Here is a 13801-nt window from a genome sequence, read left to right as displayed (position 1 = left end):
GCGGGGCGCTGTCCAAACAACCGGGGCCAGCTCTGACGCTATAGATCTTGCAATTGCTTCAAAGGCAAGATCACCATCTAAATACTCCCGACGTTCAGCTGAGAAGTTCGAAGTATCCCACCCTCGCGAATGCCGATTATTGATCGCCTCGTTCATGCAACGTGAGCCCCATCTGGAAAGCGAAGAAACAGATCAAGCTTATCTATGTCGTGCACACTGGCGACATGATGAAGGAACGTGACATTGGCTGCATGCGAAGCTGAGATGAGGTCCGACAAGAGTTTTGCGTTCTCCAGGCTCGTCCCGGCCAGAGCCTCTCGATCCGCAGCGACGTCCTCATGACCCGTGTTCGTAAAGTAGGTGTGCATCTTTCCTAAGACGCCCACAATAACGTCTGAGATCTGAAGCCCTAGCTCGGCTTTGGAATCCGCAAATCGGAAGTTCGCAACCGGTTTCCCCTGGCTGGTCAGAGGTGTTTCCAGCAGGCGGTCGTGGATGACCTTCTCCATGTCGAAGATGTGGGTCGAATTCTTGAAGATCGCGATACGTCCCTGGTAAAAGGTACTGAACTCATCGATGAGCAGGTTCGGGTAATAACCTTCAATGAACTCCAGACTCTCCAGCGCCCGTCCGGCCTGCAGTACACCTTTCAACATCATTGCATTGAAATGCCGGAGGACATCACTGTTACGTTCGAGAATCTCAATGAGCCTGTCGAGGAAGGGTCTCCGCCCCTCGGGTGATAACCCCGGATAGCCGAAATCGTGAAATAGCTGGATGGTTGCGGCCAGTTCGCAGCGCAGCACTGCGACGAGGTCGCTTTTCAGCAAGACGTGGTATTGCAAGAGCATCGGATTGCCAAGTTCAGGCACGATCGAATCGATGATATCTGCAACTGACCAGTAGAATGGATCCAGCTCGTGATAGTGGATCATCAACCCGTTATCGATAAGCCATCGAAGGAACGTGGTCAGCTTTCGGGAGCGAAGAACGTCAAGAAAGTTACCCTTGGCGACATGCTCCAGTTTGATTTCCGGAGCCGTCTTCTGGATACGCATCGCTTCTCGAAGCGATTGAATCTCAATCGGTCGCGGTGCTCCTTCATGCACAATGCCGCCGAGGACGAATACCTTCAGCTCAGCAACGTTCAAACGTCCATCGTCAATATACAACTTGCGGATATTGTTGGTCTCATCGTGATAAAACGTATAGACGCCGTCGGCCTTGGTCAAACCATGTAGCTGGATTTCAGCATCCCGAAGTTCGTCAATATCCATCCATTCCCACTCTTAGGCCGCAGCTCGCGAGGATGCGCGACGAACGGGCTTATGACGGATAACGACGTCCACACGATAATTAAGCCGATCTAGGCATCGAACAATCCTGTCGATCGAGAACTTCCCTACGCGGCCGGTCACTAGGGCAGATACATCAGGCTGTTTAAGGCCTAGCAGTTCGGCAGCCTTTGTCTGAGTCAACTTGCGACGTTTGATGATCGCACGAAGCTCACGAATAAGTTTGGCTTTGAGGAGTTCTTCCTCAGGATTGGCAAAGCCAAGGTCAGCGAAAATATTATCGCTGCCTGCGGTTGCTTTAATTGCCTTACTCATTTCTTGCCTCCTTTTCCGTAGTTCTCTTGGTAATGAGCCTCGGCTGCCTTCAACCGGGCCTGAATTACCAAGATGTCGTGCTTCGGAGTCTCAATCCCCTTCTTCGACTTCTTTTGGAAGGCATGAAGGACATAGATAACGCCAGCGAAGCGTACGGTGTAGACGGCACGGAACGTATCGCCATCTTCATCGTCGATGACCTCCAGTACACTCCGGCCACCAAAGCCCTTTAAGGCCTTGGCACGAGGATGCTCGTCGCCGTTTTGTGCATCATTGATCGCAAACCCCATGACGCGGCGAACCTCGTCCGGGAAAGCTCGTAGATCGTCCTTTGACGATCCGATCCAAACTACGGGCTTCTGTGTGGTCATTCGCCCTTCTCTTATAGCACTACTGCTATAATTTTGCAAGGGTTTCCTGACGGGCCTATAAATGGCGAATTTCCGCCACTGCCCGTCGACGACCTCTCCGATCCTGTCCATCAACGTCGCTAGGCGTACTTTTGATGGCCTCGATCTTGGGTTGAAGCTATGGTGATCGCCACTGGGGAGGGGGCAATATCCTCATAAATCGAACCGGAACGAATGGTCTAGCTGTGGCGACTGATTGATCGGGGCGCTTTGGGCGCGTCAAAGTGATCAGCGAGGACCGGTCCTCTTTGCTGAAGCCAGCCAGCCAGCAAGCAATATTTTGAGGCTGGAGCTCCTGAGATCAGATGCCACCCAAGCTGCCTGCATTGGCAACACGCTCCCGGAAGGCGCCGCGCGTCAGTCAGGATCTACTCAGGCGCTTTACATGGTAGATCAGATCAATCGACGTATGTCTTGCGATCTTCGGTCCTACCACGCGAATGCGCTTGGCATTACTGGTCCGCAAATGATGATCTTGATGGCTCTGACGGAGCTGGAAGAAGATGGTGTTCCCGTCAATGCTGTCGCGAAGCTGATGAGAGTCGAGTCGGGTTTCATCACCAAGCAATCGAGGGAGCTTGAGGTAAGCAGTTCGTGCGCCGGAAATCCGACATGAATGATGCCAGGTACGTCCTTTTGTCGCTCACGGGCATCGCTCGCAAGATCCTTACGAGCAGCAGAAAGAGGTTGAGCAGTTCGTCTTTGATTATGTCAGCATTCAGGAGTTCGCCAAACTGGCCGCCTGTTTGAATGGACTCAGGTCTCGGTTGGAGAAGGCTCGGCTGCACGCCGCGCTGAACTCTGAGACAGATTGAGACAGTACTGGGAAGAGCGCGGGCCTTCTGCTATCTTCCGAGAGATCTGAGCCAGAAGATCCGTTTCGAATAGTGTCGCCCCGCCCCAGGAGCGGATATCGCCGTCCAGATGCAAGGATGGCACCGGGCGCAGTCGAACGAACGGACCAATCAGCCGATTCAGCGGCTGGGGTCGAGCGAACCGCGACACGAGTCTGAACGGTCCGTCCATCATCCAACGCTGCTTGGCTGACCTGACGACGTTCGCCTCAGCGCAATTGCCTTCCCTGTCGCTCGAAGGCGTACATCGGATTGATACCGCAATAAGCGTAGGTGCCGGATGCGGTAGCCATGCACTGACTGTAGGTCGAGAACTGGCAGTTGCCCGGATATCCCCAGGCTCGGCCCTGCAGGCAATAAACGTCTTGGCGAGCCGGTGGGGTGTACGAATGAACCCGTGAAGCAGCGGTCAAATCTGATCCAAAGCTGACGAGGATAGGAAGTGCTAGGATTCCGGTAGCGAGAAGGTAAGGCATGAGATCTCTTGCCTCCTTAATTCGCTGAAGGATAGAGCATCCGTATTAGAGGTTTGATCTTAGTCAATTGCCGGTGTCGGGTCCAGTTGGACCATCGTCAGCGAGACAATCACCCGTGGCAGAGCCTCGACGGGGGCTCTTGAGCAGACGTTGGATATCAGGGTGGGCTTAAGAGGGCCGGAGCCGATTATCCGCACCCGTCCTTGGTCTTGGACACACTCGCTCGCGATCCGAAGCCGCCTTTCAAAGATACTCCGCAGTGAAACGCATCTTTTAAGCGCGACTTGTCGCCTTCGCGCAGCAGAACACTCGTATGGCACTCAATCCATGATCGCTTCGTTCGCTCCGACGCGCGTTGCGGGGCCCCCCTCGACCGGATGACAACACATTGCGTCACCTCAACTGCTGCGCGCGCACTGCGTCACAATGACACGACTTCTCCTCTTCATGGCCGCTTGTTACAATGACATCCATAGATTGCGCCGGATCAATTCGCGAGGCTCCCCTTCGTATATTCTGGTTCAGGAGTGTCGGACCATGTTCGTGAGCATCACCACAGACCATAGATCCCTAATCAATTCGCTCAGTGAGCTCGGCATATCGAGCGGCTCGAATCCGATCGTCAGCTTGAGTGAATTCACTTACAAGAAAGGTAAAACCATCTACATCGAGAGTGAGCCAGCCGAGTACGTCTACCAGGTCAGGAAAGGCGCGGTACGGACCTGCAAATTACTCTCCGATGGGCGGCGCCAGATTGGCGCATTTCATTTGCCGGGTGATATTTTTGGACTCGAGAACGGCGGAGTCCACCGATTTAGGGCGGAAGCGATCATCCAAACCGCTGTTCGCCTGATCAGGCGGCAACACCTTGAGACGGTCGCCGAGAATGACGCGGTTGTCTGGCGCACCTTGCTCAGCTTGACGACGAATAACTTGCAACACGCCGAAGACCATATGCTGCTGCTCGGACGTAAAACTGCTCTGGAGCGCGTTGCCGCGTTCTTGCACGAGATGGATGAACGACTCACGGCTGCTGACGTGATCTCGCTCCCAATGTCTCGGCGCGATATCGCCGATTACCTTGGTTTGACCGTCGAAACCGTTTCGCGTGCAGTGTCGCAATTGCACACTGATGGTGTCCTCGATTTCATCGGCAATACCCAACGCGAGATCGTGATTCTGGACCGGCAGCGGCTCGCGAGCCTTGACCTGCAAAGCTAACATGCGGACGGCGTGAAAAGCTTCGGTCGCGGTTAGGATCGCCCGCAGCAACTACCGCACTTTCAGGAAAATTGATCTCACCTCCGAGGCGCAACCAATCAGCTATCGAGTGCTATTCCCCGAACGCTGCGATGTACCTTCGGGCGGTGCCGGTAAACACCGCCGGATCATACAGGCCCTTGAGCCAACGCCGGTGACGACGGCAAACCATTGCAATAGACTCGACCGCCGTTTCGATCTCGAATGGAATGCATTCGGGTTTCACGCGCGCCGCAACGTCTCAAAGGCGAAATCACCCAGAAGGTCGGCACGCCTGTTCATTTGTACAGCATAAACGCCGGTACGTTTTCGTGCCCGAAGCTCATTCGAAACAACACGACGAACGTCTAAGCATGCGCTTTTGGCCGGACGGGCCGTGCCCAATTAATCCTCCATCAAGGCCACTTCCGGGAAAATACGGGGGCTTGCCTTCGATTTACAATTTGCAACTTGCCCGATCGCTCCGGCTTCGCTTGAATGTCCTCATGCGGGGCTGGACTGTGATCGTGCTTCTGGGCCTTACAGCCATAGGAGCTTATTCCGTCGGCCGTCAGGACGGGCGACCCTCTACTTCTGCGCCTGCAATGGTAGCGCAGCTAACCAGCCCCCCAGCAAGTCCGCTCGCGCTAACGGCGGTGCCGGGCAGCCCTTCGCAGCCGCAAGCTTCCAAGACTGCTCCGCCCGGCCCGCGTGGCGCCACCGCAATACCCAAGACACCGCAAGATCCCGCCCCACAGCAAACCGACACAAAACGCAAGATCGAAGTTGCGCTGACCGCCGCGGCCATCGCCGCGATCCTGATTAAGGCCAGCCGGGATCACAATATCACGCAACTGGCAGACCCTGCGCCTGCCCGGATGACACGATGCGCAATGGCCGGGCATGCGGCAGCAGAAGCGCCTATTCGCGGCCGGGCGGCGCGGCACCGCTGTGCTACTGGGTGATGTTACGACAGCAATGATAGACGAGTATCGAAAAAAGGTAACTCGATAGTTGTTGTGGGGCGGGGCTGGTTCAGTTCAGCGATTTCTTCACTGGGGGGTTGCGCTCCTCGCCTTAGCCGTTGCGGCGACGACACTAGCAGGATGCATCACAACATCCATACAAAAGGTATGCAGGCCGGGACCTTCCCTCCGAACCGGTCAATCGGATAGCCGCTTACGTCGCGGGCCCCCGCTCTAGTTTCTAGCATTCAGTCGACTATCTCAGAGGAAGGAAGAAAGCCGGCGTCGTTGCTGAAGATGGGTTGGTGTTGTTTCCACCAATGCGGACGTACACCATGCAGAAATTCGTCTGGCTTGCGACCAACAACATTGATGGCGTGCTAGTCCTGAACGTCGGTGACACTGCGGTCCAGCAGCAGTATGCTGGACCGATCTTGAGTGGCCCGTATTCAGGTCCCTCCACCACGAACGGGACTATCAACACATTCGGGCACGTGTCGTCGTCAGCGTCGCTGAATGGAACATCGTCGGGTACGATTACCCGCAACATCTACTCCCGGTCTGTCTTGTGGGATGGATATTTGGGGCTAGTCTAGAAACGAAACTTCGAACCTGAGCCTTCGGAGAAATTCTTTGAGCCTATTCAAGAGTGCCGATTAGGGCCGTTGAAATAGCATGAGCGAGAACTTGGCGGTTTTCTGGGTTGCTCACCATTGTCGCGTGGTTGCCTGGAACAGGTACCGCATGAATGGCCCCCGCATCGACGACCAGGTCCCAGCCAAGCTTTGGCAGGTTTGCATCGCGACCAGATTGCTTGTCAGGCGGTACCCAACGACTAAGAGGCTCACTGGCATAAAACTGGTATATTTCAATTGGGAGCGACGGAATGCGATACGATTGTAGCGCCCGTTGAAATGCCGCGGCCCTTTGATACATCGAGACGTCACTGTGAAGATCGTGATCTGGAGCTAACGCTCCTGTTTGCTGCGCCTTTTCGAGCAACTCAGAGATGGAACATTGTTCCGTGTCGCGTTCTAAAACCTCGCGATATTCATCGCGCAAGGTTCCACAACGATCCAAAACAAACTCTCGCGCCAAATTCTTCAGTGATGCGTTCGAAGAAGCCCCAGGTAGACTGACATCGATGAAGGCCATGAACGACACAACTTCATCACTACTCAGTAATCGCTCGGCAATTGCATAAGCCAGGATTGCACCTGATGAGTATCCAGCAAAGCGGTATGGGCCACGTGGCTGGATCTGTTTAATCGCAACAATCACCTCCGCGGCCATCGCCTCAAAAGTCGGTGGACGAACGTCATCGAAAGGTGGCCATGGCAGAGCGTAGACTGAGCAGTCTGCATCCATTTCCACCGCCAAACCGAGGACATACGAACAATCTCCAAAGCCTGACGGGACAAAGAAGAGCGGTGGTTGCGATCCGTTCGGTCGAACGGAAATCACCGCCGAGTTACTGGGCTGCACTTGCAAACAAATCTGCGATGCGAGTTCCTTCAGAACAGGTGCGCGGAAGAGGTCGGTGGCGCTAAAACTCAACCCAAGATTTGATGCTCGACCGAGCATCTGCACGGCCAAGAGCGAGTAGCCGCCCAGTTCGAAGAAGTGGTCGTTGCGCCCGATGCGCTCGACACCAAGGAGCTCGGCCCAGATCTGCGCCAGCGCCGTCTCGACCTCACCTTGCGGTAACTGGTAGGCCGCCAGCGCATAGGCCTGATCGGACGGCGCCGGCAGTGCGTTCCGATCGAGCTTGCCGTTCACCGTCAGCGGAAGCGCGGCCAGCCGCACGAACGCACTCGGCACCATGTAGTCCGGCAGTCGCGCACTTAAGTGCGCGCGCAAGGCGCCCGCAAGCGCGCCTCCACCGCCCTCATCCGAGCCGGCCTCGGGCGCGCAGACCACATAGGCGATCAGATGCTTGTCACCGGCGTCGTTCTCGCGCGCCAGCACCACCGCCTCGCGCACCCAGGCGTGCTCGCAAAGCCGCGCGACGATCTCACCCGGCTCGATGCGGTAGCCGCGAATCTTCACCTGATCGTCGTTGCGGCCCAGGAACTCAAGATTGCCGTCCGGCAGATAACGGGCAAGGTCGCCGGTCCGGTACAGCCGATCGCCCTCGACAAAGGGACTGGCGATGAACCGCTCGGCGGTCAGCTCAGGGCGGTTGAGGTAGCCCCGCGCCACCCCCGCCCCGCCAATGTAAAGCTCGCCCACCGCACCGAACGGCACGGGCGCGCCATGGCCATCCAGCAGGTACACCCGCGTGTTGGCAATTGGGCGCCCGATCGGGACCACCGACCCATTGAAATCAGCCGGGCAAGTCCAGATCGTCGCGCAGACTGTTGCCTCGGTCGGGCCATAAGCATTGACCATTGATGCTGGGGCCAGACTTCGGATGAGTTCAGGCTTAGGCAGCTCTCCGGCAAGAATGAGAACTTGCGCAGCCAAACGTTCCGGATCCTTGCTCGTCTGAAGCAACGCTGGGGGTAGTGTCGCGTGGGTGATGGCTTCGCTTCGGAGATAATCCGATAGCTTGTTCCTCGCTTGACGGATCTCTTCCGCAGGCAAGTGCAAAGCCGCTCCGGAGCCAAACGCCATAAGAAGCTCCCAAGCGCTTGCATCAAAAGCGATGCAGGCGAACTGCACGACTCGGCTGTTGGAAGAAGCGCCAAAGAGGCCGACCTGAGCCGACAGCAGATTGACCAACCCCCGATGCTGGACCATGACCCCCTTTGGGGTTCCGGTTGAGCCTGAGGTGTAGATCACATAAGCGAGATGGCCGGATGTGAGGCCAAGCGTGTGCCGGTCTGGGTTCGAAGCCGGCCGTTCGGCCCAGGCGGGCGTGGCCGTCTCCAGATCAATGACCGTCACCTCGGTCAGCACTTCGGGGCCGAGTGCTGCGCGACCGACGACGTCGCATAGCAGCAGCCGCGGCGCGGCATCGTTGACAACCTGACGCAGCCGCTCGCTGGGATAGGCTGGGTCCAGCGGCAGATAGGCACCGCCCGCCTTCAGGATCGCCAAGATGCCAACCATCATCATCAGGCTGCGTTCGAGGCAGATTGCCACCGGCTGGTCCGGCTTGACCCCAAGCTCGATCAGAAGATGCGCCAGCCGGTTGGCCCGCGCGTTGAGCTCGCCATAGCTCAGCCGCTCGTTTTCGCAGACCAGCGCCACCGCCTCCGGCGCCTTTTGCACCTGCGCCTCGAACAGCTCATGGACGCACTGCTCTGTTGGATAGGCCTCTTCCGTCCGGTTCAGATCCTCCAGCAGATAGGTGCGCTCCTCAGCCGGCAAGATGTCGAGCTCGCGTACCGGCGTATCCGGGGCATGCTCCAGCGCCTCTGCCAGCTGCTCGAGCGACCGCTGCATGTAGCCGCAGATCCGATCCGCCGAGATTGGCTCCGCCACCTGCACAGTGAGGCCCAGCGCCTCGCCAAAATCCTCAACCGACAGGGTCAGCGGATAGTTAGTGCGTTCCTCCCCGCCCAGCCATTCCATACCCGACAAGACATCATCCGTCCCGGAGCCGGGCACAGCCGGCGCCTTGTTGTGACGATAGTTCAACAGCGTGCTGAACAGCGGCGCCGACGCCGCAATAGCGCTGCAGCGCTGCGCCAGCGCCAGCGAGGCATGCTCATGTGTCAGCAGCTCGGCCAGCCGGGCGTGCGTGGTCCGCACGCTCGCCTCGACGGCGGTCCCATCAAGATCAAGCCGCAGCGGCAGGGTGTTGATGAACAGTCCCATGGCGCGGTCGGCGCCGGCGCTGCCCTGCAGGCGGCCCAGCAGCACCGTGCCGAACACCACCTGCTCGCGGCCGCTGCTGCGCGCCACCACCTGCCCCCACGCCAGATGGCACAGGCTCGCCAGACTCACGCCCAGCCGCCGCGCCTGTTCCGCCAGCCGCGCATGGAGCGCTGGCGGCAGCATCCGATACGCCTCACGAACCCCGCCGCCGTCGCCGCGCACCTCGCTCAAGTTGAAGGGCGTGGTCGGCTCGTCGATGCCGGCCAGCAGCTCCCGGAAGAACGCTTCATCCGCCTTGGCATCACCGCGTAGATGCGCCTGCGCCACCAGATTGCGGAATGGCTGCGGCGCCGTCAGCTCATGCTCGCGCCCCTCCAGCTTGGCCCGGACTTCAGCATGCATCACGTCCCGGGTTGCGTGATCCCCGATCAGATGATGCTGCAGCTCCAGCAACAGCCAGCGCGCGCTGCCGGGCTCGCGCGCAATCACAAACCGCAGCAGTGGCGCCCGGCCGAGCTCGATGCGGTGCCGGCGCGGATCAAACCGGTTCCTGAGCTGCTCAGCGCCAGCGCCATCAGCGCCATCCAGCTGGACCTCGATCACCTCCAGTCGCGCCTTCCGCCACACCACCTGGACCGGCCGCGACAACCCCTCCCAGACAAACGAGGTACGCAGGATGTCATGCCGATCTACCACCCGCTGGATCGCGGCAAGATAGCGCGCGAGCAGCCCACGCTCGGCAAACGCCATCTGCGACATCAGGAGGTATGGATCGCCCTTTGCCGCTAGCAAATGATGGAACAGGATGCCGTCCTGCAGCGGCGACAGACCGTAAATGTCCTGGATGTTGCAAACCCCGCCGGGTACCGTGGCGATGATCCGGTCGATCTCGTCCTGCGCGAGCTCGATCAGCGGCAACATCTCCGGCGTTATCGCCACGCTCCGCTCGGTGATCAGGTTGGCCGGGACTGCCACCTCGTGATGGCGGCCCAGGCGTGCGGCCAGATCCGCGAGCACTGGCTTGACGAACAAGGTGCGCACCTCGATGCGCAGTGACCGCCGCCGCAGATGCTCCATCATCTGCACCGCCAAGAGCGAGTGCCCTCCCAGTTCGAAGAAGTTGTCGTGCCGTCCGACCCGCTCCAGCCCCAGCAGCTCGGCCCAGATCTGCGCCAGCACCGTCTCCATCTCGCCCTGAGGCGGCGCGTAGGTCCGCCGCGCATATGCCTCGTCGCCCGGGGCCGGTAGCGCTTTTCGATCGAGCTTGCCGTTCAGCGTCAGCGGAAGCGCCGCCAGCCGCACGAACGCACTCGGGACCATGTAGTCCGGCAGCCCCGCACTCACATGCGCCCGCAAACCGCCGGCAAGATCAGATTCCTCAGCTCCGGCGGCAACGACATACGCAACGAGCCGCTGCTCGCCGCCACCATCCTCGCGCGCCACCACCACCGCCTCGCGCACGGAGGCATGCTCGCAAAGCCGCGCCGCAATCTCGCCCGGTTCGATGCGGAAGCCGCGAATCTTTACCTGGTCGTCGTTGCGCCCTAAAAACTCCAGATTGCCGTCCGGCAGGTAGCGCGCCAGGTCGCCGGTCCGGTACAGCCGGTCGCCCTCGACAAAGGGACTGGGGATGAACCGCTCCGCGGTCAGCTCAGGGCGGTTCAGGTAGCCCCGCGCCACCCCCGCCCCGCCAATGCAGAGCTCGCCCACCGCACCGAACGGCACAGGCGCGCCATGACCATCCAGCAAGTAGACCCGCGTGTTGGCAATAGGGCGGCCAATCGGGACGATGGCCTCATCAAACTCAGCCGGGCAGCTCCAGGATGTCACGTCGATCGCGGCTTCAGTCGGACCGTAAAGATTGTGCAGGGCCGTCCAGGGCAATACGCGCCGAACCCTATACACACTGGCGGCAGGGAGCGCCTCGCCGCTGCATAAAACCTGCCGCAGCGATGTGCAGCGGTCAACACTCTTCGCATCCAAAAAGCTGACCAGCATGGATGGCACGAAGTGAACCGTCGTGATGCGCTGGCTGACGATCAAGTCGACCAACGTATCGGGATCTCTGTGCGCACCGGGCGGCGCCAGTACCAGCGTTGCCCCTTCAAGCAAAGTCCAAAAGAACTCCCAGGCCGAGACATCGAAGCTAAATGGCGTCTTCTGCAACACGACGTCTGTTGGTTTCAGACCATAGGCGTCCTGCATCCAGATCAGGCGATTAACGATAGCCCGATGCTCATTCTGTGCCCCTTTTGGCCTGCCGGTGGATCCCGAGGTGTAGATCACATAGGCGAGATTGCGGGAGGTCAGGCTGAGCGCGCGCCGATCAGGATCCGCTTCCGGCAGGCTGGCCCAGGCCGGCGCCGCAGCATCGAGCTCCACCACGCTCACCTTGGCCGGCACATCCGCGCCGAAGGCGGCACGGCCGGCCACATCGGCCAGCAGCAGCGGCGGCGCCGCATCGTCGAGCACCTGATGCAGCCGCGCCGACGGATAGGCCGGATCCAGCGGCATATACGACCCGCCGGCCTTGAGGATCGCCAAAAGCCCCACCACCATCATCGGACTGCGCTCGACGCAGATCGCAACCGGCTGGTCCGGCCTGACCCCGAGGGCGATCAAGTGATGCGCCAGGCGATTGGCCCGCGCATTGAGCTCGGCGTAGCTCAGCCGCTCATCTTCGCAGACCACCGCCACCGCATCCGGCGCCTTGTGCACCTGCACTTCAAACAGCTCGTGGATGCACCGCTCCGCAGGATACGGCGCCGCCGTCCGGTTCAGCTCCTCCAGCAGATACGTGCGCTCGGCAGTCGAGAGCAGCTCAATCCGGTGGACCTCTTGCTGCGCATCGGCTGCCATCGCCCGCAGCAGCGCCAGCAGATAACCACGCTGCCGCTCGATCGTCGCCTGATCAAACAGCGCCGTGGCATAACCCAGCGTTCCGGCGATCTCCTCGCCATGCTCGCCAAGGCTCAGCTCCAGATCGAACTTGGCCTGATCAATCTCCTCCCCGGCAGCTTCGACACTCAGCCCCGGCAGGTCCAATGGCCCAACCGCATTGTTCTCCCAGGCCAGCATCACCTGGAACAACGGTGTGTGATCAAGAGCCCGGGGCGGCTGCACGATCTCCACCACCTGCTCGAACGGCAGGTCCTGATGCTCCTGCGCAGCCAGCACCGTGCGCCGCGTCCGCTCCAGAAGCTCCGACACGCGCGGCTTGCCCGACAGGTCCAGCCGAAGCGCCAGAGTGTTGACGAAGAAGCCGATCAGCTCTTCGATCTCGCGGTGCCCCCGATTGGCGCTCGGCACGCCAATCACAAGATCGTCCTGCCCGGACAGACGCGACAGCACCGCCGCCCAGGCCGCCAGCACCGTCATGAACAACGTCGAGCCATGCTGCAGGCTCAGCCGCTTCAGCTCCCGCGTCAAATCCGCATCGACGGTGATCGGGACCGCGGCCGCGGCAAACGACTGCTGGGCAGGCCGCGCATGGTCCGTCGGCAAGACAAGACGGGCTGTGCCCGCCAGCGCGCTGCGCCAATACTGCGCCTGCTGCTGCAACCGTTCCCCCGACAGCCATTGGCGTTGCCAGGCGGCGTAATCCGGATATTGGATCGCAAGCGGCGGCAGAGGATCGTCCTGCCCGGCCTGGAATGCCCGGTAGAGCTGGCTAAGTTCACGCAGCAGCACGCCCATCGACCAACCGTCCGAGACGATGTGATGCTGGGTCAGCAGGAAGACGTGTTCCTCGTCGGCGGTGCGGATCAGCCGACCGCGGATCAGCGGACCGCGCGCAAGATCGAATGGCGTGCGCCCCTCTTCATGGCACAGATCCAAAAATGCCGCTTCCGCATCCGATCTCTCCCGCAGATCATGCTCAACTATTGGCAGACCCGCGTCCGGCGGCAAAACCTCAACCCGGGGCTTGCCCTGGGTCGAGACAAACACACTGCGCAGCGCCTCATGACGTGCAAACAGACGGTTAAGGCTGCGCTGCCAGGCGCTGCGGTCGAGCATCCCGCGCAATCGCAAGGCCAGCGGAATGTGATAGTTGGTGCTGCCTTCGTTCAGCTGAGCCAAAAACCATAGCCGCTGCTGCGCAAACGACAGCACAAGCGGCTCATGCCGCGACACGGCTGCAATCGACGGCAGCTCTTGCGGACCCGAGCAGCTCAACAGCTCGACGATGCTTGCCGCCAGGTCACTCAACACTGGCCTTGCGAACAGCGTCGACAGTGGCAGTTCGACCCCGACAGCCTGTGACAGCCGGCTCGACATCTGCACGGCCAAGAGCGAGTAGCCGCCCAGTTCGAAGAAGTGGTCGTTGCGCCCGATGCGCTCGACACCAAGGAGCTCGGCCCAGATCTGCGCCAGCGCCGTCTCGACCGCACCTTGCGGCGACTGGTAGGCCGCCAGCGCATAGGCCTGATCGGCCGGCGCCGGCAGCGCGTTCCGATCGAGCTTGCCGTTCACCGTCAGCGG

At 59.9% G+C, this 13801-nt stretch carries 7 protein-coding genes; 2 read left to right on the top strand and 5 right to left on the bottom strand.

The window, feature by feature from the left end; genetic code table 11:
• Window positions 1-152: 152 nt before the first annotated feature.
• The 3 genes from IC66_RS0140910 to IC66_RS0140905 are packed head-to-tail and all read right to left on the bottom strand — an operon-like array spanning window position 153 to window position 1981.
• The gene (locus IC66_RS0140910) at window positions 153-1277 is read right to left on the bottom strand and encodes a DUF3800 domain-containing protein (RefSeq protein ID WP_011084910.1); all 1125 of its coding nucleotides are present in this window, start codon (window positions 1275-1277) and stop codon (window positions 153-155) included.
• 12 nt (window positions 1278-1289) lie between these two features.
• Window positions 1290-1610, bottom strand: a complete 321-nt coding sequence (locus IC66_RS44575) for a helix-turn-helix domain-containing protein (RefSeq protein ID WP_011084909.1) — start codon at window positions 1608-1610, stop codon at window positions 1290-1292.
• A complete protein-coding gene (locus tag IC66_RS0140905) occupies window positions 1607-1981 on the bottom strand; it encodes a type II toxin-antitoxin system RelE/ParE family toxin (protein ID WP_014497752.1) in 375 nt (124 codons plus the stop codon). The genes IC66_RS44575 and IC66_RS0140905 overlap by 4 nt, the downstream gene beginning before the upstream one ends.
• A 235-nt stretch (window positions 1982-2216) precedes the next feature.
• Here IC66_RS0140905 and IC66_RS48835 point away from each other — a divergent pair, with 235 nt between their 5' ends.
• Window positions 2217-2636: a hypothetical protein gene (locus IC66_RS48835; RefSeq protein ID WP_223153697.1), complete on the top strand. Its 420-nt coding sequence runs from the start codon at window positions 2217-2219 to the stop codon at window positions 2634-2636.
• Window positions 2637-3083: 447 nt separating this feature from the next.
• Here the strand turns inward: IC66_RS48835 and IC66_RS44565 are convergent, their stop codons facing one another.
• Window positions 3084-3350: a DUF3551 domain-containing protein gene (locus IC66_RS44565; RefSeq protein ID WP_018648598.1), complete on the bottom strand. Its 267-nt coding sequence runs from the start codon at window positions 3348-3350 to the stop codon at window positions 3084-3086.
• Window positions 3351-3887: 537 nt separating this feature from the next.
• On the opposite strand from IC66_RS44565, the gene IC66_RS0140895 reads away from it, so the two are divergent.
• Window positions 3888-4571, top strand: a complete 684-nt coding sequence (locus IC66_RS0140895; RefSeq protein WP_026312933.1) for a helix-turn-helix domain-containing protein — start codon at window positions 3888-3890, stop codon at window positions 4569-4571.
• A 1622-nt stretch (window positions 4572-6193) separates the two neighbouring features.
• Here the strand turns inward: IC66_RS0140895 and IC66_RS0140885 are convergent.
• On the bottom strand, window positions 6194-13801 hold a 7608-nt coding region (locus tag IC66_RS0140885; protein ID WP_049806756.1), incomplete at its 5' end, for a non-ribosomal peptide synthetase.

The sequence above is a fragment of the Bradyrhizobium genomosp. III genome (assembly GCF_000261705.1).
Lineage (GTDB): Bacteria > Pseudomonadota > Alphaproteobacteria > Rhizobiales > Xanthobacteraceae > Bradyrhizobium > Bradyrhizobium ottawaense.
This window is presented reverse-complemented; position numbering and strand designations above follow the sequence as displayed.